Origin of the sequence: Rhodococcus sp. 05-2256-B1 (genome assembly GCF_002258465.1) — a bacterium.
Taxonomy (GTDB): domain Bacteria; phylum Actinomycetota; class Actinomycetes; order Mycobacteriales; family Mycobacteriaceae; genus Rhodococcoides; species Rhodococcoides fascians.
The window spans coordinates 105,414-127,259 of sequence record NZ_NOZA01000009.1 but is presented as its reverse complement, the minus strand read 5'-3'; the positions used below and the strand labels follow the sequence as shown (position 1 = coordinate 127,259).

Genomic DNA, 21,846 nt, shown 5'->3' with positions numbered 1-21,846 from the left:
GGAGGAAAAGTTAGATGGCGGTTGGACGTCGACGCGAGGCAGCATTGACGGTCGAGGACCTTCCGCGCTTGGTTCGGAGCGTCGCTGCGGTCGAACCGGACCGCGTGGCGCTCGCGCACCTCGGCACGGAGTTGACCTACGCCCGGTTGGACGAGGAGATCACCACCCTCGACACGGCCATGGGTGGGGTTCTCGGCCCGGACGCGCTGGTCCCGGTCGTGCTGTCCAACACCGTTCCCGGCCTCATCGAGGCCACCGACGGTGGTCTCGACGCCGTGGTCTCGTCGGTGGTCTCCGATGCCGCGACGGTTCTCGGTGACGACGACTCGGCGTCGAGCCCGGCCGAACCCGAGGCAACCACCCTCTACACCCTGTTCGCCGATCAGGCCGAGCGGACACCGGACGCGCCCGCGCTCGTGTTCGGCGGCGAGAGTCGGTCCTATTCCGAGTTCGCAGAGTCGGTCGAACGCCTCGCCCGGGTTCTGATCGAGCGGGGAGTCGGCCCGGATTCGACGGTGGGGCTGTCGATCCGCCGCTCGTTCGATCTGCTGGTGGGTATGTACGCCATCTCGGCAGCCGGTGGTGCCTACGTTCCGTTGGACCCCGAGCACCCGGTGGATCGACTCGCCTACGTCCTCGATACCGCGCGACCGGTTCTGGTGCTCACGACATCGGAGGACCTGCCGCAGTTGCCGGACGGCACGCAGACTCTGCTCGTCGATGCCGTCGACGTCTCCGGCGTGACTGCAGGGCGCATCACCGATGCGGACCGGCTCGGCACCCTCGGCGAAGACGACCTCGCGTACGTCATCTTCACGTCCGGTTCGACCGGGCGGCCGAAGGGCGTGGCGGTGGGCCACCGCGCGATCGTCGCCAATATTTCCTGGCGGCAGCGGGAATACACGATGACCCCGGCCGACGTCGTCTTGCAGAAGACGCCGTTCACGTTCGACGTGTCGGTCTGGGAGTTCTTCTGGCCGTTGCAGATCGGCGCGACACTGGTGATCGCCGAGCCCGACGGGCACCGCGACCCCGCCTATCTCGCCCGCGTCATCGCTGAACACGGCGTGACGGTGACCCACTTCGTACCGTCGATGCTGTCGGTCTACGTTGCCGAACCCACCGCAGCACAGGCCGATTCGCTTCGCATGGTGTTCGCCTCCGGTGAGGCGCTGCCGGCGCGAACCGTCAACGCGTTCCACGCGATCTCCGGTGCCGAGTTGCACAACCTGTACGGTCCCACCGAAGCAGCCGTCGACGTCACGTACTACCGAACCCAGCAGGTGGAGGACGGCTCGGTACCGATCGGTGCTGCCGTCGACGACACCGACCTCTACGTGCTCGACGAGGGTCTGCGGCGCTCACCCCGGGGAGTCGAGGGAGAGCTCTATCTCGCGGGCGTGCAGCTCGCTCGCGGATACCTCGGACGCACGGACCTGACGTCCGATCGATTCGTCGCCGACCCGTTCGGTGAGCCGGGGGACCGGATGTACCGCACCGGCGACCTGGTGCGCCGACGCGCCGACGGCCAGATCGAGTACATCGGCCGCACCGACTTCCAGGTCAAACTGCGTGGCCTCCGTATCGAACTCGGCGAGATCGAGCAAGCGCTGCTCGCCGAGCCGCAGGTGACCCAGGCTGCGGTACTCGTTCACGCCGACCGATCGCAGGCCCAGTTGGGTGAGCAGCTCGTCGGCTATGTCGTGAGCACCGAGCCCGATATCGATCACGACGGCCTGGCGGATGCGGTGCGCCGGCGCATGCCCGAGTACATGGTGCCGTCGGTGTTCGTCGTGCTGGACGAATTCCCCCTGAACGCCAGCGGCAAGCTGGACCGAAAAGCCTTGCCTGCGCCCGATTTCGCCTCGCTCGTACGCGAGTATCGCGCCCCGGGCACCGACACCGAAACTGCTCTGGCGGCAATTTTCGAGACGGTTCTCGGTATCGACCGTATCGGCGTGGACGACGACTTCTTCGTTCTCGGCGGAAACTCGCTCAACGCCACCCGCGTGATCGCGCGAGTCAACGCGGAACTGGGCACAGCAGTGGATGTGCGGTCGTTCTTCGACGCACCGACTGTCGCCGAACTCGCCGCGGCCGTCGATGCCGCAGGCTCGACGCACGCGCGACCTCCGTTGGTGGCACAGCAGCGGCCCGAACGTGTGCCGCTGTCGCTGGCCCAGCAACGGATGTGGTTCCTCAACCGATTCGAGCCGGACTCGGCAGTCAACAACATCCCGGTCGCCATCGCGTTGAGCGGTGAACTCGATTTCACCGCCCTGCAGGCGGCCTTGATCGACGTGTTGGACCGGCACGAGTCGCTGCGGACGGTCTACCCGGATCACGACGGCATCGGCTTCCAGCAAGTACTCGAATCCGATGCGGTGGCAGTGGAATTGGAGCGCGCGACGGCAACCGATGCCGACGTTCCCGCCGTGCTGCTCGAGTTCGCGCTCAGGCCCTTCGATCTGGCGGTACAGCTGCCCTTCCGGGCGGTGCTTCTCGAGACGGCCGCGACCGAGCACGTGCTCGCGTTCGTGGTGCACCACATCGCGGCCGACGGATTCTCGATGGGCCCGCTGACCCGAGACGTGGTGGCCGCATACGTGGCGCGCACCAACGGGCAGCAACCGCAGTGGACTCCGCTCGAGGTGCAGTATGCCGACTTCACGCTGTGGCAGAGGGCCGTCCTCGGCAGCGAGGACGATCCGGAATCTCTGATCTCGGCGCAGGAGAACTACTGGCGGCACCGACTCGGCGGCGCACCCGACCAGTTGGAGCTACCCACCGACCGTCCCCGCCCGGCGGTCGCCACGACCAACGGCGGCACGCACACGTTCGAGATCGACGCCGAACTGGTCCGCGCGCTGGAGAAGCTCGGAAGAGACCACAACGCAACGACATTCATGGTCGTGCACGCCGCGCTGGCCGTGTTGTTGGCCAAGCTCGCGGCCGCCGACGACATCAGTATCGGTACGCCGGTCGCCGGCCGTGGAGACGCGGCCCTCGACGACGTCGTCGGCATGTTCGTCAACACACTGGTGCTGCGCACCGAAGTCGATCCACGGACGTCGTTCGACGATCTGGTGCGCGAGATCCGGGAGGTGGACCTCGCTGCGTTCTCGCACGCCGACGTGCCCTTCGAGCGTCTGGTGGATGCAATGGCCCCGGCTCGCTCGCAGGCACGCCACCCGCTGTTCCAGGTGATGTTGACGTTCCAGAACCTGGATCGAACCTCGGTCGAGCTCCCCGGCCTGACCATCGCAGCGGTCGACTACGAGGCAGACCTGGCAAAGTTCGATCTGCAGGTGACGCTGTGGGATTCGGCACCGGCCGGCTCCGAGCCCGCGGGCCTGACCGTCGCCCTGACCTATGCCGCGGACCTGTTCGACAAATCGACGATGGCCCGATTCGGAGAACGGTTCGTTCGTGTTCTTCGTGCGATCACCGCAGCGCCCGCTGCAGCCGTCGGAGAGATCGACCTGCTCGACTCGGTCGAGCGGGAGTCGGTGCTGACGTTCGGTTCGGGACCGGCGCACGAGATCACCAGCGGAACAACGTTGGTGGGGCAGTTCGATGGTCGCGTCGAGCAGACCCCCGACGCGCAGGCCCTGGTGTTCGAGGACGTTCGGCTGACGTACGCCGAGCTCGATGCGCGCGCGAACCGCCTGGCGCGGTACCTGGTGTCGGTGGGTGTCGGGACCGATTCGACGGTCGGCCTCGCAGTCGGCCGCAGTATCGAGTTGTTCGTCGGTATGTACGCGATCGTCAAGGCCGGTGCTGCGTACGTACCCATCGATCCGGCTCAGCCGTCGGAGCGCAACGAGTACATCGTGAGCACGGCCTCGCCGGTACGGGTGCTCTCGAGCACCCGAGACCACGTCGAGTTCCCGGGTGTGGAGACGGTGGACATCGACACCGTGGACGTGTCCGAATTCTCGTCGGCACCGGTGACCGATGCGGAGCGGACGGCACCGCTGCGGGCAGAGAACCTCGCATACGTCATCTTCACCTCGGGTTCGACGGGTCGGCCGAAGGGCGTCGGCGTATCGCACGCGGCGATCGTCAACCGGTTGTCGTGGATGCAGCACGAGTACCCCCTCGGTCCGCAGGACGTGGTGTTGCAGAAGACACCGGCTACGTTCGACGTGTCGGTGTGGGAGTTCTTCTGGGCCTTCCAGGTCGGCGCATCGGTGGTCGTCGCGGTTCCCGAGGGTCATCGTGATCCGTCGTACCTGCTCGATGTCATTGCACGCGAACATGTCTCGGTAGTGCACTTCGTGCCGTCGATGATGTCGGTGTTCACGCCGGAGGCGTTGCGTAGGCCCGACGCGGGAGCGTCGCTGCGTACGGTGTTCGCCTCGGGGGAGGCGCTTGCGCCTGCTACTGCACAGTCGCTGCGCCGCGCACTCCCACAGGTGTCGGTGCACAACCTGTACGGCCCGACCGAAGCTGCTGTCGACGTGACCTATCACGCGGTCTCCGACGCGGACACAGCCGTGGTGCCGATCGGTTCACCGGTGTGGAACACCGATGTGCGCGTTCTGGATTCGTCGTTGCGGCCGGTTCCGGTCGGGGTGTCGGGAGAGCTCTATCTCTCGGGTGTCCAGCTCGCCAGGGGATACGTGAGCCGACCCGATCTGACCGCGGATCGCTTCGTTGCCGATCCGTTCGCGGTCGACGGTGCGCGGATGTACCGAACCGGCGACGTGGTGCGGTGGCTGCCCGCCGGTGAGTTGGAGTACGTGGGCCGGTCCGACTTCCAGGTGAAGTTGCGTGGTCTCCGTATCGAACTCGGCGAAATCGAATCGGCTCTGTTGGATCTTCCCGAGATCGCTCAGGCCGTGGTGCTCGTGCGACGAGAACAACTGGTTGCCTACGTCGTCCCCACCGAAGGCCCGGTCGATCTGGACCGGGTACGCACCGCGCTACGTGGACGTCTGGCCGAGTACATGGTGCCGACCACCGTCGTGGAGTTGGCCGAGTTCCCTCTCGGCGGAAGTGGCAAGCTCGATCGAAACGCGCTGCCCGATCCGGAATTCGAGGCAACGCCCTACCGAGCACCGTCCGATCCGGTCGAAGAGATCGTCGCGAACGTGTTCGGCGCGGTCCTCGGACTCGACCGAGTCGGTGTGGACGACGACTTCTTCGCGCTCGGCGGCAATTCGCTCGTCGCCACTCAGGTCGCCGCACGACTCGGTGCCGAGCTGGGCACGACGGTGCCCGTCCGAACGATGTTCGAGGCAGGCACGGTGGCAGCCTTGGCTGCTGCGTTGGAAAGCCACGTCGGCCACGGAGTCTCCGCGCCTCTGGTACCGCAGGAACGCCCCGAACGAATTCCTCTCTCTCTCGCCCAGCAGCGGATGTGGTTCCTCAACCGATTCGAGCCCGAATCGGCGGTCAACAACATCCCCGTGGCGATCCGGCTCACCGGAGCACTCGACACTGCGGCCCTGAACGCAGCGGTCGTCGACGTTCTCGACCGGCACGAAGCACTCCGCACCGTCTACCCGAGTGTGGACGGAGCGGGGCATCAGGTGATCCTGCCTGCCGAATCGGTGGCACCGGACCTGACCCCCACCACACCGTCCGCCGACGGTGCGGTGGCCGACCTGATCGCGTTCGCCTCCGAAGGATTCGACGTCACCCAGTCGATTCCCCTGCGCGCGAAACTGTTCCAGGTCACCGACGACGAGTACGTGCTGGTCGTCGTGGTTCATCACATCAGCGCAGACGGGTGGTCCATGGGACCGCTGACCCGCGACGTGATGACGGCTTACCTCGCTCGTGTGGCCGGCGACGCTCCGCAGTGGACGCCGCTGGCGGTGCAGTACGCCGACTTCGCGCTGTGGCAGCGCGCCGTGCTCGGCGACGACGCGGATCCGAGCAGCCTGATGGCAGCACAGGCGGACTACTGGCGTTCGGCCCTGGCGGACCTGCCCAGTGAGCTGACCCTGCCGTACGACCGGCCGCGTCCTGCGGTGCAGTCGTACTCGGGCGGGCGGTTCCAGTTCGACATCGATGCGGATCTGCGTGCCTCGCTCGACGATCTGGCCCGGTCGACCGGAACCACCCTGTTCATGGTGCTCCACGGTGCTCTCGCGCTGTTCCTGGCTCGCATGTCCACCTCGGACGACGTTGCGGTGGGTACCGCCGTCGCAGGCCGCGGCGAGGCCGTCCTGGACGACGTCATCGGTATGTTCGTCAACACCCTGGTGCTCCGCACCTCGGTCGATCGAAGCAAGGGATTCACCGACCTCCTCGGCCACGTCCGGGACGTCGACCTCGATGCATTCGCACACGCGGACATCCCCTTCGAGCGGCTCGTCGATCTGCTCGAACCCGAGCGCACGACGGCCAGGCACCCGCTGTTCCAGGTGGCGATCGCGTTCGAGAACCTGCCGCCGAGCGAATTCCACCTACCCGATCTGACGGTCTCGGCGGTCGACGTCGAGGTCGACACCGCCAAGTTCGACCTGTCGCTGACGCTGCACGAGAAGGCCGACGGCACCGGTCTGTCCGCCGGTTTCCTCTACGCGCGAGACCTGTTCGACGAGAACACGATCGAGGTGTTCTCGCGACGTTTCCGCTGGCTGCTCGAAGCGATCGTGGCGACACCGAACACCCCGGTGGGCGATCTGTCCATCCTCTACGACGACGAATACGACCGGCTCACCCACGTCCACGGTGACGACGTGTTGGCCGGCGGCACTCTGGCCGAGATCTTCGCTGCCGGAGCCGCACTCGACCCGTCGGCGACCGCGATTCGCTACGAGGGCCGCTCGATCTCGTACGCCGAACTCGATGCGACGTCCTCGCAGCTCGCCCGGGTGCTCATCGAGCGCGGGGCCGGCCCCGAATCCGTTGTGGCTCTGGGATTCCAGCGCTCCTACTTCATGGTGCTCGCGGTCTGGGCAGTGGCGAAATCGGGGGCCGCGCACCTACCCGTCGACCCGACGTATCCGCAGGATCGCGTCGCCCACATGGTCTCGGACTCCGAGGCCCTACTGGGCCTGACCACCCGGGCACACTCGGATCGGCTCGCCGGCGGACAGCAGGACCTGACCTGGCTGAGCGTCGACGACGACGAGTTCGTGGCCGAGGTCCGCACCCGCTCTGCCGAGCCGGTCACCGACGCCGACCGCCTGCGACCCGTCACGTTCCAGAACCCCGCCTACGTCATCTACACCTCGGGCTCGACGGGCAAGCCGAAGGGCGTCGTCGTCACGCACGCCGGACTCGGCGGCGTCCTCGACGCAGCAACCGATCTCTATCACCTGAAACCGGCCTCGCGGTTCCTCCACGTCTGCTCGCCGAACTTCGATCCGTCGGTTCTGGAGTGGATGGCGGCGTTCTCCGTCGGCGCGACGTTGGTGGTGGTACCGGCATCGATTCTCGGCGGCACCGAACTGGCCGAATTGTTGAAGGCGGAGAGGGTCACTCACACGATCATCACGCCCGCGGTGCTCGGCACGATGGATCCCCACGGGATCGATTCGCTCGAGGTGCTCTCGGTGGGCGGCGACGTGACCACTCCCGAACTCCTCGCCCGGTGGGCAGGGGACCGGAAGTACTTCAACGGGTACGGACCGACCGAGACCACGATCATCTCCAGCTTCGCCGAGTTGACGCCCGGCGAGCCGATCACCATCGGTCGACCGATTCACGGCATGTCCGTGCTCATCCTCGATTCCAGGCTCGAACCGGTTTCGACCGGTGTCGCGGGTGACCTGTATCTGTCGGGCGGTGCGCTCGCTCGCGGTTATCTCGGTAGGCCGAGTCTGTCCTCCGAGCGCTTCGTGGCCAATCCGTACGGCATCGACGGCGCACGGATGTACCGCACCGGCGACGTCGTGCGATGGACGGACGACCTGCAGCTGCAGTTCGTCGGCCGCACCGACTTCCAGGTCAAGGTGCGCGGGTTCCGTATCGAGCTCGGCGAGATCGACTCCGCGCTCACCGCTGTTCCCGAGGTCGACTTCGCCGTCACACTCGGACACGAACTGCCCTCGGGTGTCACCACTCTCGTGTCCTACGTGTTGCCGGCGCGTGGTTCGGTCGTCGACGTCGACGAGCTGACCGCCTTCGTCGGAAAATCATTGCCCGCCTACATGATCCCGTCGTCGATCATCGTTCTCGACACCGTTCCACTGACCCCGGTGGGCAAGTTGGATCGCGCCGCGCTTCCCGCGCCCGTGTTCGAGGCCCGGGAATTCCGCGCACCCACCACCGCGGTCGAAGAGATCGTCGCCGGAGTGTTCGCCGACGTCCTGCACCTCGAGCGAGTGGGACTGGACGACGACTTCTTCGCCCTGGGCGGTAACTCGTTGATCGCCACCCAGGTGGTCTCGCGGCTCGGCGCGGCCCTGGACACGGTGGTCCCGGTGCGGGCGCTGTTCGAGAGCTCGACCGTGGCCGCACTGGTGGCGCACGTGGAGAGCGCTGTCGGTTCGGGGGGACGAGCTGCACTCGTGGCGGGTCCGCGTCCCGAGCACCCGCCGCTCTCGCCTGCGCAGCAGCGGTACTGGTTCCTCAACCAGTTCGACACGACGTCGTCGGTGGACAACATTCCGTTCGCCGTGCGGTTGTCGGGTGAGCTCGACGTCGCTGCGCTGCAGTCGGCGGTGCGCGATGTCGTCGAGCGCCACGAGTCTCTTCGTACCCGGTACCCGGACTCGGCACAGGGCCCGTTCCAGCAGGTGTTGTCGGCGTCCGAGGTACCGATGGACCTCGCCGTCCGAGACGTGGCCGGTGCGAACGTCGTCACCGCCGTGACCGAATTCTTCACGCGTGGCTTCGACGTCACCGTCGAGGTACCGGTCGACGCGCGCGTGTTCCGCGTCGACGAGAACGAGCACGTCCTGGCCTTCGTCGTCCACCACGTGTCGGCCGACGGCGCGTCGATGGGCCCGCTGGCCGTCGACGTCATGACCGCATACACCGCGAGATCTGCAGGGACGGTTCCGGACTGGGAGCCACTCGAGGTGCAGTACGTCGACTTCGCGCTGTGGCAGCGAACCGTACTCGGCACCGAATCGGATCCCGATTCGGTTGCAGCGCAGCAGGTGTCGTTCTGGAAGGATACGCTCGCCGAGCTGCCGGATCAGCTGGTGCTGCCCACCGATCGCCCGCGCCCGCCGGCGCAGAGTTTCCGTGGCGATGCCGTGCGGTTCACCGTCGACGCCGGCACGCACGCTGCTCTCGCCGAACTCGGACGTACCGAGCAGGCAACGTTGTTCATGGTGGTGCACTCGGCATTCGCCGTGTTGCTCGCACGCCTGTCCGGTTCCGAGGACATCGCGGTCGGAACGCCCATCGCCGGCCGCGGTGAGCGGGCTCTGGACTCGATGATCGGTATGTTCGTCAACACCCTGGTCTTCCGGTCGTCGGTCGAATCGTCGATGACCTTCCGCCAGTTGCTCGCTCAGGCCCGAGAGCGGGACCTGGCCGCGTTCGCGCACTCCGACGTTCCGTTCGAGCGTCTCGTGGAGGTGCTGAACCCGGTGCGGTCGACGGCACGCAACCCGTTGTTCCAGGTAGGCCTGTCCTTCCAGAACCTTGCCGAGTCGACGTTCGAGCTGCCGGGTCTGACGGTGAGTGCCGTCGAGGCGGATGCGGTGACCGCGAAAACCGATCTGCAACTGTCGATCTCGGATCGCTACGCCCCGGACGGCTCGCCCGCGGAACTGTCGGCCGAATTCAGTTATGCCACCGATCTTTTCGATCGCGCGACGGTCGAAGGTTTTGCCGACCGGTTCGTTGGCCTCCTCGCTGCCGTGGCCGCGGACCCGTCGGCCGTCGTCGGCGATCTCGAGCTGCTCTCGCCCGAGGAACGCACCCGGATCGTCCGCACCTGGAACGACACCGATCACGATGTCGATGCGTCGCAGTCGCTGGTATCGCTGTTCGATCGACAGGTGCAGGCGCAGCCCGACGCGGTCGCGGTGGTCCATGCCGGTCAGTCACTGTCGTACGGCGAGTTCGATCGTCGAATCAACCGGTTGGCCCGCGTCCTGATCGGTGCCGGTGTCGGCCCGCAGGTGACGGTTGCTCTGGCTATCAGGCGCTCGGTGGATCTGCTCGTCGCGATGTATGCCGTCGCCAAGGCGGGCGGGGCGTACGTGCCCATCGATCCGGATCAGCCGGCGGACCGCAATGCCTACATCCTGGAGGTAGCTGCTCCCGCTCTGGTCCTGAGTACTGCGCGGGACGGTGTCGATGTCGACTCGGTTCCGGTGCTGTTGGTCGACACCGATCCTCGAGTGCTCGACGCAGAGGTCTCGGACGCGCCCGTCACCGACAGTGAGCGCACCTCGCCGCTGCGGCCTGCGAACACCGCGTACGTCATCTTCACGTCCGGATCCACCGGCCGCCCCAAGGGTGTCGCGGTGAGTCATGCCGCCATCGTCAATCAGCTGCTGTGGCAGAGCGCCGATTACGGACTGGGCAGTACCGACCGAGTACTGCTCAAGACCGCGGCCACCTTCGATCTGTCCGTGTGGGAGTTCTGGGTCGCCACCGTCTCCGGTGGTGCGATCGTCGTGGCCGACGCCGAGGGCCACCGCGATCCCGCCTACCTCGTCGATCTGATGAACCGGGAATCGGTGACGACACTGCACACCGTGCCGTCCGTGCTCGACGCGCTGGTCACGGCGTCGGCGGGCACCCTGCCCGAACCCCTGACGCGGATCCTGGCGATCGGCGAAGCACTGCCGGTCGCCACGGCCGAGCGCGCGCTGCGCAGTTCGGCTGCGCGACTGGACAACTTGTACGGACCGACCGAGGCCGCGGTCTCGGTGACTTCGCATCGGGTGACGACCGTCGACGGCACCACGGTTCCGATCGGTGGCCCGGAGTGGAACACCCGTGTCTACGTGCTGGATTCGCGTCTGGCTCCCGTTCCGGTCGGCGTCGCAGGTGAGCTCTACCTCGCGGGTGCGCAGCTGGCCGACGGGTACTTCGCGCGGCCGGATCTGAGCGCCGAGCGATTCGTCGCGGACCCGTTCACCCCCGGCGGCCGCCTGTACCGCACCGGTGACCTCGTATCCTGGCGCGCCGACGGCGAATTGGAGTACGTCGGGCGCACCGACTTCCAGGTGAAGATTCGCGGTTTCCGTATCGAGCTCGGCGACATCGATGCCGCTCTCGGATCGCTCGACGAGATTCGCGACGTCGCCGTGATCGCTCTCGCGGACACGGGATCAGGCGCGCGGCTCGTGGCCTACCTCGTGCCCGCCGATGGGGTGACGCTGGATCAGGACGGCATCCGTCGTGCACTCGCCGAACGTCTGCCGTCGTACATGATCCCGGCGGCCTTCGTCGTGCTCGAGGCTCTTCCTCGCGGCGTCAACGGAAAGCTGGATCGACAGGCGCTCCCCGAACCGCAGTTCGAGACAGCCGAATTCCGCGCGCCGACCAATCCGGTGGAAGAGGCCGTCGCGGCGGTCTTCGCCGAGGTGCTCGCTGTCGAGCGCGTGGGTCTGGACGACGACTTCTTCGCGCTCGGCGGTAACTCGCTCATCGCCACTCAGGTGGTCTCCCGGCTGGGGGCGGCGCTCGATACTCAGGTGCCTGTCCGCTCGATCTTCGAGTCTCCGACGGTGCAGTCGCTCGCACGTGCGATCGAGTCCGAGGTGGGTACCGGTGCGCGCCGGGCACTGACGGCTCGAACACGACCGGACTCGGTGCCGCTGTCGATGGCTCAGCAGCGCATGTGGTTCCTGAGCCAATTCGATCCGACCTCCGCCGTGAACAACATCCCGGTCGCAATTCGGTTGTCCGGCAGCATCGATGTCGATGCACTCACCAACGCCGTGCACGACGTGCTGGCGAGGCACGAAATTCTGCGCACCGTGTACCCGGAGGTCGACGGACGAGGCCATCAGGTGGTACTCGGTACCGCGGAGGCCGGCGTGACGGTTGTCGTCGACGACGTCGACGAGAGTTCGATCGAGCAGGCCCTGCGCGACTTCGTGTCCGCGGGATTCGACGTGACCCGAGCTGTTCCGGTCCGAATCCGGATCCTGCGGGTCAGCGAGACCGAGCACGTACTGGCCTTCGTCGCCCACCACATCGCCGCGGACGGGTTCTCGATGGGACCCCTGACGCGCGACGTCATGGTGGCCTACACCGCCCGTGCCGCGGGGGAGAACCCGCAGTGGGCACCACTTCCGGTGCAGTACGCGGACTACGCGTTGTGGCAACGCGAGGTACTCGGTTCCGAGGACGACCCCGATTCGCCGTTGGCGAAGCAGCTCGCCTACTGGACTTCGGCTCTGGCCGGTGCCCCAGCACAGCTCGATCTCGCGACCGACCGGCCGCGTCCGGCGGTGGCGTCGTATCGCGGTGCGGCATACAACTTCTCGATCGACGAGGCTCTGCAGTCGAACATCGCTCGCGCGGCCCGCGCCAACAACGCCACGAACTTCATGGTGGTCCACACCGCGCTGGCGGTGCTCCTCGGCGCGATGGCGGGTACCGACGACGTGACGATCGGGACCCCGGTCGCCGGCCGCGGTGACGCCGATCTGGACGAGCTCGTCGGCATGTTCGTCAACACGCTCGCCCTGCGTACCGCGGTGCACCCCGCGGCAACGTTGCGCGAGCAACTCGCCGCAGTTCGCGAGGCCGACCTGGGAGCCTTCGGGCACGCCGACGTGCCGTTCGAGCGGCTCGTCGACGAGCTGGCCCCGGACCGCTCACAGGCTCGCCACCCGATCTTCCAGGTCATGCTGACGTTCCAGAACCTGAACCGCCAGACGTTGGCCCTGCCGGGGTTGAGTGTCGAGGGCATCGACCTGGGTAGCGCGTTCGCGAAATTCGACCTGCAGGTGACGCTCTGGGAGAACACGGACGACCGCGGTGCTCCCGCCGGAATCGACGTGCAGTTCGACTACGCCACAGATCTATTCGAAGAATCCAGCATGGCCTCCCTCGGGCGACGGCTCGTCCGGGTACTGCACGCGCTGACCGACACACCGGACGGGGTCGTCGGCGACATCGACATCCTCGAGGAGGGCGAACGTACCCGCGTCCTCGAGGATTGGAACGCCACCGCGCACGAGGTGGATCCCGGCGCAACTCTGGTGTCGCTGTTCGAGACCCGAGTTGTCGAGTCCCCGGACAACACCGCCACGAGCTTCCTCGACGATCGGGTGACGTACCGCGAATTCTCCGAACGGGTCAACGCGCTCGCGCGTCTGCTCATCGCCGAGGGAGTCGGCCCGGAAACCGTGGTGGCGACGGCCATGCGCCGCTCCATCGACATGCTGGCGGGTATCTACGCCGTGCTCGCCGCCGGTGGTGCCTACGTTCCGGTCGACCCGGATCTACCGGCCGAACGAATCGGCTACATCCTGGACACGGCGGCACCGGTGGTGCTGCTCACGACCGAGCGCGACGGTACAGATCTCGTGACCGACGCCGCCAGAATCCTGGTCGACACCGTCGACACGACAGGTCTGTCCACGGCACCGGTGACCGATGCCGAGCGAACCGCACCGCTGCGACCGGCGGACACCGCGTACGTCATCTTCACCTCCGGCTCCACCGGTCGCCCCAAAGGCGTTGCGGTCAGCCACGAGGCCATCGTCAACCGTCTGCTGTGGATGCAGGCCGAATACCGTCTCACCGAGCAGGACAAGGTGTTGCAGAAGACGCCGGTCACGTTCGACGTGTCGGTGTGGGAGCTGTTCTGGCCGTTGCAGATCGGTGCCGAACTCGTCATCGCGGTGCCCGACGGCCACCGAGATCCGGCATATCTGGTGCGCACCGTTGCCGAACGCGGCGTCACGGTCGCGCACTTCGTGCCGTCGTTGCTGGCCGTGTTCGCCGCTGCGGACGGTGTGTCGAACTGCACCGGCCTGCGTGCGGTGTTCGCCTCCGGTGAGGCATTGCCTGCATCGGTTGCCTCGGCCCTGCGCACTGCTCTGCCCGCAACCGAGCTGCACAACCTCTACGGCCCGACCGAGGCCGCTGTCGACGTTACGTATCACCATGTCCTGCCGTCGGACACCGTGTCGGTTCCCATCGGTGCACCGGTGTGGAACACGAGGGTGACCGTGCTCGATGCGCGACTGCACCCCGTTCCCGTCGGGGTGCCCGGGGAGCTGTATCTCGCCGGGCGTCAACTGGCCCGCGGATACCTCGGCCGCCCGGACCTGACTGCCGACAGGTTCGTCGCCGACCCGCACGGCAGTGCCGGCTCGCGGATGTATCGCACCGGAGACCTGGTGCGCTGGAGGCGCGACGGTGAACTCGAGTACCTCGGCCGCACCGACTTCCAGGTCAAACTCCGAGGCCTGCGGATCGAGCTCGGCGAAATCGAAGCCGCGTTGACTGCAGATCCGTCGGTCGACCAAGCCGTCGTTCTCGTGCGCCGGACGCCGTCGGCAGGTGAACTACTGGTCGGCTACGTCGTTCCTGTCGCCGGGGAGACTATCGACTCCACAGCGGTCACCGCCTCGGTTGCGAACCTTGTTCCCGAATACATGGTTCCGGCCGGGCTCATCGTGCTCGATGCCCTGCCACTCGGGCCGAACGGCAAGCTGGACCGCAGAGCACTACCCGAACCGGAATTCGGCAGCGATGCCGAATTCCGTACCGCGACAACCGACACCGAACGCATCATTGCCGAGGTCTTCGCAGACGTCCTCGGCCTCGACGCCGTCGGGGTCGACGATTCGTTCTTCGCGCTCGGCGGCGACAGCATCGTCTCGATTCAGCTCGTCTCTCGCGCCAAGGCCAGGGGAATTCAGTTCGGGCCGCGAGATGTGTTCGAGCGCAAGACCGTTGCCGGTCTCGCCGAGGTCGCCGTGATCGTCGGTGAGGGCAGCGACGCGGTCGTGCTCGAGGAACTCGACGGCGGCGGTGTCGGTTGGCTGCCGCTACCCCCGTTCGGTGTAGCGATGATCGAGCGCGGCGGCGGGTGGTCACGCTTCCATCAGGCCGTCACACTGGAGCTGCCGCTCGGTATCGACCGAGCCGGGATTCTCGCCACGGTGACCGCAGTGGTCGATCGACACGACGTGCTGCGGTCGACCCTGGTGCACGACGACCGCGGCTGGGGTCTCGATGTTGCGGGCGCCGGTACCGTCGACGTGGATACACTGCTCACCCGGGCCGATACCGATTCGGCTGCAACAGTATTCGACGATGCGGTGGGAACGCTCGACCCCACGGCCGGTCGCATGCTCGCCCTCGTCTGGGTCGATCGAGGACCCGAGGTGCCGGGCACGCTGACCGTGGCGGCGCACCACCTCGTGATCGACGGAGTGTCGTGGCGAATCCTGGTCCCCGACTTCGTCTCCGCCTGGGCTCAGGTGTCGGGGGGAGTGACCCCGACCCTCCCCGAGGTCGGGACCTCGATGCGGCGTTGGACCCATGCACTGGTCGACGCGGCAGCGAGCGAGGCGCGGCTGGCCGAATTGCCGCTGTGGCGTTCGATCGCCGACACCGAGGACCCCGTGCTGGGCAACCGCCCCTTCGATCCCGCGGTCGATGTCGTGGCGACGCTCGAACGGGTGAACATCGAACTGACACCCGACGTCACGCGCACCTTGCTGACCACCGTTCCGGAGATCTTCCGCGGCGGAGTGGGCGACGGGTTGCTGGCCGGGCTCGCTCTGGCCGTCACGAGACTGCGGTCCGAGCGCGGCATCACTGCACCGGCAACACTGGTGCAGCTCGAAGGCCACGGCCGCGAGGAAGCGGTGGTTCCCGGAGCTGATCTGGGACGTACCGTCGGCTGGCTGACCAGCCTGTTCCCCGTTCGCCTCGACCTGACCGGGATCGACGTCGATGCTGCGTTCGCGGGAGGGTCGCAGCTCGGCGATGCAGTGAAGGCAGTCAAGGAGCAGATGCTGGCGCTGCCCGATCGAGGCATGGGCTGGGGACTGCTCCGCTACCTGAACTCGGAGACCGCTGCGGAACTGGCCGAACTCGGCACCGGACAGATCAGCTTCAACTACCTGGGCCGGGTCGACGCCGGCGAGGTCCCGGACGAGATGAAGTCGCTCGGCTGGTTGCCGGCCGCCGACGGTGAGCTCTCCGCGCCCGGTGACGCCGACATGGCCGCGAACAAGACCGTCGACATCAACGCGATCGTGCTCGACACCGACGAGGGCGGGGTCCTGAGCGCCAGCTTCGCGTTCCCGACCGGAGCCGTGTCCGCGGACACGGTCGAGCGTCTCGCCGGGCTGTGGTCCGAGGCGTTGACGGCGCTGGCCTCGTACGCCGAGGTACCCGGCTCGGGCGGCCTGACCCCGTCGGACGTGCCTCTGGTGGCGCTGTCGCAGGCCGACATCGCGTCGTTCGAGGCGCGTTACCCACAGCTGACCGACATCTGGTCGCTGTCACCGTTGCAGCAAGGACTGCTGTTCCACGCGTTGTTCGCCGACGCGTCGATCGACGTCTACACCATGCAGGTCGTACTCGACCTGGCCGGCGAGGTGGACGCCGAACGGTTGCATCACGCTGCCCAGACACTGCTGGACCGGTACGACAATCTGCGTACCTCGTTCACCGCGACCGCAGACGGCGAGACGGTGCAGATCGTCCATCAGGACGTCGTGTTGCCCTGGACCACGATGGACCTGTCGCACCTCGACGAGCCGGAACGTGGCACAGCAGTCGCCGATGCCCTGGCGGCCGAGCAACGACGGCATTTCGACGTCTCCACTGCACCGCTGCTGCGTTTCGTCCTCGTGCGAATCACCCCGACCACCTACAAGCTCGCGATGACCAACCATCACGTGCTCCTCGACGGGTGGTCTCTGCCGCTGGTGATGAAGGAACTGTTGTACCTGTACGCCGCTCGTGGTTCCACCTCGTCGATGCCGAGGGTTCGCTCGTATCGCTCCTACCTGGCATGGCTGAACCGACAGGACCCGGCCGTGTCTCTCGGTGCGTGGACCACCGCGCTGGCCGGAGTCGAGGAGCCGACGTTCGTCGCACCGCCGAGTGTCGGACGAGAGATCTCCGCCCGCTCGGCAGAGACGGAGCGATTCGTCGATCCCGAGACCACCGCGTCGCTCGTGGCGCTCGGTGGCAGGCTCGGCGTCACCGTCAACACGCTGGTGCAAGCGGCCTACGGCCTGCTGATCGCACACATCACCGGCCGCACCGATGTCGTGTTCGGTGCCACGGTCTCCGGCCGTCCCGCTGCTCTTCCAGGCGTCGAGTCCATGATCGGCCTGTTCATCAACACCATCCCGGTGCGCGTTCGATTCGATCCGGCCGACACTGTCGAGAACTACCTGGTCCGGATTCAGGGAGAACAAGCAGACCTGCTCGACCACCATCACATGGGACTCGTCGACATCCAACGGGCGATCGGAATGGGGAATCTGTTCGACACCCTCACCATCTTCGAGTCCTACCCGGTGGACGAAGCCGAGCTGACGCAGCAAGCGGCAGCGATCGACGGAATGACCGTCGAGTCGGTGAGCTCGAACGACAACACTCACTACCCACTGACGTTGTTGGTCGTGGCCGAGGATCGAATCTCGTTCACGCTCAAGTACATCAGCGATCTGTTCGACGCTGCGTACGTCGAATCGATCCTGTCCCGTCTCGTCGGTGTTCTCGAAACCTTCGTCTCCGACACCACGACGGCGGTCGGCGATATCGATCTGCTCGGCTCGGAAGAACGAACCCGCGTGATCGACACCTGGAACGACACCGCGCACGAGGTCGACGCCGGCATCATGTTGACCGCGCCGTTCCGGGCTCGGGTTGCGGCGAACCCGGACGCCACGGCCGTGCTGTACGAGGGCGCCGCAGTGACCTACGCCGAGTTCTCGGTGCGGGTCAACCGTCTTGCCCGACACCTGATTTCGCTCGGCGTCGGCCCGCAATCGCTCGTCGCTCTCGGCATGAGGCGAGGCATCGACCTGATGGTCGGCATGTACGCCGTCCTCGAAGCCGGCGGCGCATACGTACCCATCGATCCGGACCACCCGGCCGAGCGCATCGAGTACATCCTCGACACCGCGGTGCCGGTCGCCGTTCTCTCGACCAGTCACGATCGGACGGGACTGCCGGAACGGTTCCCGATTCTCGAACTGGACACCCTCGATCTCGCGTCCTACCCGGCAGACGCCGTGGCCGACGCCGACCGACTGGCACCGGTACGCCCGGAGAACACCGCCTACGTCATCTTCACGTCCGGGTCGACCGGGCGACCCAAGGGCGTCGCGGTGCCGCACCGCGCGATCGTCAACGAGATGGCGTGGATGATCGACCAGTACTCGCTCGACGAGAACGACGTCTACCTGCAGAAGACGGCGACGACGTTCGACGTGTCACTGTGGGGCTTCTTCCTCCCACTCCAGGTCGGTGCGAGCGTCGTTCTCGCGACCCCCGACGGCCACCGCGACCCGGCGTACGTCGCGGAGCGCATCGCCCGGCACGGCGTCACCGTCACGGACTTCGTGCCGTCGATGCTCACGGTGTTCGCCGCGTACGCCACCGAGGAGCAGTGCCGGTCGTTGCGACACGTCTACGTGGTGGGTGAGGCACTGCCGCCGGAGACGGTGACGGACTTCCGCGCGATCACCTCTGCCAGGATCCACAACCTGTACGGCCCCACCGAAGCCGCAGTGAGTGTGACGTACTGGGAGACGTCTGCCGACGAGGGCGCGACCGTCCCGATCGGGGCGCCGGAGTGGAACACCCAGGCCTACGTTCTCGACGGCAGACTGCATCCGGTCGCCGCAGGGACCGCGGGTGAGCTGTATCTCGCGGGGACGCAGCTCGCCGACGGATACCTCGGGCGCGTCGACCTGACGATGGACCGCTTCGTCGCGAACCCGTTCTCGGCTGCCGGCGAGCGCATGTATCGCACCGGAGACCTCGTCCGATGGCGATCGGGGCCGGGCGCTGCAGGAGTCCTGGAGTACATCGGGCGCACCGACTTCCAGGTCAAGTTCCGTGGCCAGCGGATCGAGCTCGGTGAGATCGAGACCGCACTGCTGGCCCATCCCGACGTCAACCAGGCCACGGCCGTGGTGGCGACCACCGGTGCCGGCGACCAGCTCGTCGGATACGTGGTGCCTGCGCCGGGTGGAACGCTGGACCCGGCCGAGGTACGCACCTTTGTCGGCGGCGCTCTGCCGAAGTACATGGTGCCGGCGACGGTGATGGTGCTCGCGGAATTCCCGCTGAACACCAGCGGCAAGCTGGATCGAAAAGCACTGCCGGAGCCGGTGTTCGAGGTTCGCGAGTTCCGTGCTCCCGCAACGCCGGTCGAGGAGATCGTGGCGGAGATCTACGCGGAGCTGCTCGGCGTGCAGCGGGTCGGATCGGACGACGACTTCTTCGATCTCGGTGGTAACTCGCTGATCGCCACGAGAGTGGCGGCACGGGTGTCGGCTGCGCTCGGGAAGAAGGTCGGTGTCCGAGACCTGTTCGAGGCCTCGACGGTCTCGGCACTCGCAGCGCGCGCCGAATCACGCATCGACGACGCGAACGATATTCCGCTGCGTCGCCGACCGGCCGGACAGACCGTTCCGTTGTCGCTCGCGCAACAGCGCATGTGGGTACTGAACCGACTCGACCCCGAGTCCGGGGCCTACAATATGCCGCTGGCGCTCCGTCTGCGAGGCGAGCTGGATGTCGCGGCACTGCAGGCAGCCGTGTCCAGCACCGTGGAACGCCACGAGGCATTGCGCACGCGCTACCCGGAAGATGCGAACGGTTCGCCGTACCAGGAGTTCGTCGACGCCGGATCGGTCGTACCCGATCTGACTCCGATCGACGCGACCGACGACTCCGACACCGCCGAACGGATTCGCGCACTCGTCTACGAGGGCTTCGACGTCACCGTCGCACCCCCGGTCCGGGGAGCACTGTTCCGCTTCGGCCCGGACGAGTACATCTTCGTCATCGTGATGCACCACATCAGCGGAGACGGCGCATCGATGGCACCACTGGCCCGTGACGTCATGACTGCGTACCTCGCTGCCGCGTCGGGAACCGACTACACGCCCGAACCGCTGACGGTGCAGTACGCGGACTTTGCGGTATGGCAGCGGCAGGTGCTGGGCTCGGACAGCGACCCCACGTCGATTCTGTCGCAGCAGTTGGCCTTCTGGGCGGACGAGCTCAGCGGGATCACCCCGGTCGTGTCGTTGCCGTGGGATCGGCCGCGGGCGGCTACCGCCAACCTGCGCGGAGCCAGTGTGAGTGTCGAGCTGGACGAGTCGGTACACACCGGGCTCGCCGCGATCGCCCGCGAGAACAACGCGACCCTGTTCATGGTGTTGCACGCCGTCCTCGGGGTGCTGTTGTCTCGGATGAGCGGCTCCCGCAGCTTCGCCGTCGGCACGCCCATCGCCGGGCGCGGGCACGAGGCGCTCGACGGACTGGTGGGCATGTTCGTCAACACGTTGGCGCTGCGCACGGACGTGGACCCGGATGCGACGTTCGCAGAGCTGCTGACCGCTCTACGCGAGACCGACCTGCGGGCCTTCGCGAATTCGGACGTCCCGTTCGAGCGGGTCGTCGACACGATCGCACCGGACCGGAACGCCGGGTACACCCCGCTGTTCCAGACGGTTCTGTCGGTGGAGCCCCACGGCGAGGCGCGCTTCGAGCTGCCGAACCTGGTGGTCGAACCCGTCAGCGGCTTCGAGCCGACGGCGAAATTCGACCTGCAGGTCACGGTGGAGACCCAGCACGCCGACGGGAACAGCGGCACCGGAACCCTGAACGTCGAATGGGTGTATGCCGCCGATCTGTTCGACGAGTCCACGGTCGCGTCGCTGGCGGAACGATTCGCACGCATCGCCGGTGCAGTGGCGACAACACCAGCGGTCGTCGTCGGCGACATCGACGTTCTCGACGCCGCCGAGCGGGCGGCACTGACCGAGACCCCGCAGACCGCTGACTCCACTGCGGCACCGGTTCGGTCGGACCTGACCTTGCCGCAGGTACTCACCTCGACGGTGGACGCAGATCCCGATGCGCCCGCGTTGTCGTCGGACGGAGTCGAGTCCACCTACCGTCAGCTCGACGAGCAGTCCTCACGTATGGCTCGGGTACTGATCGAACGTGGCGTCCGAACCGGAGTCGTGGTCGGCGTCTTCGTCACCGACGCTGTTGCGGCAGTCGTGACGCAGTGGGCGGTGGCCAAGGCAGGCGGAGCCGTGGCTCCGATCGCCCCGTCGAACTCCTCCGACGTTCTGCAGCGAACAGGCGCGTCCGTCCTCGTCCTGGACGGTGACGATGCGCCGAGCTGGGCCGGGTCCGTCACGACCATCCACCTCGGGCATCCGGACGTCGTCGACGCCATTGCCGCGAGTTCTGGGCGGCCGGTGACGTATTCGGACCGAACGGCGGTTCTGGGACCCGACAGCCCAGCGTTGGTCGTGGTCGACGACGGCACCGTGATCGACCACGGAACACTCGCTGCACTGGCGACGAACGCAGTGGCGGAGTGGGCAGTGGCCTTCGATTCGCGGCTGGCCGTCCCCACCCGGTTCGATTCCGGTGCAGCAGTTCTGGCCGGTGTGGTCGCCGTGACGGCAGGTGCAGCCCTGGTGACCGATCGGGCGGAGTCCGCCGAGGACGCCGCCGACATCGTGTCCGCAGAATGGGTCACCCATGCGTTCCTTGCCTCAGCAGATGCTGCCGCGGTCGATCGACTGCAACCCGAGGACATCGAGGACCTCGTTGCGATCGTGTCGGTCGACGGTGACGGTGCCGAGATGAGCGGTGTCGACATTCCGGTGCATCGTCTGCCCGGGTCGATAGGAACCGCCGCCCGATAAGGTGAGGCGAACTGCAACGCTCGCCGCGTCGTGGACGATGAACGGTCGGATCGGCCGACGCGTCGTCCACGACCGA

General features: G+C 66.8%; 1 protein-coding gene. It reads left to right on the top strand.

All coding sequences use genetic code 11. The features are described 5' to 3' along the window. Window positions 1-14 precede the first annotated feature (14 nt). A complete protein-coding gene (locus tag CH285_RS01400) occupies window positions 15-21,770 on the top strand; it encodes a non-ribosomal peptide synthetase (protein ID WP_094643272.1) in 21,756 nt (7,251 codons plus the stop codon). The last annotated feature ends 76 nt before the right edge of the window (window positions 21,771-21,846 follow it).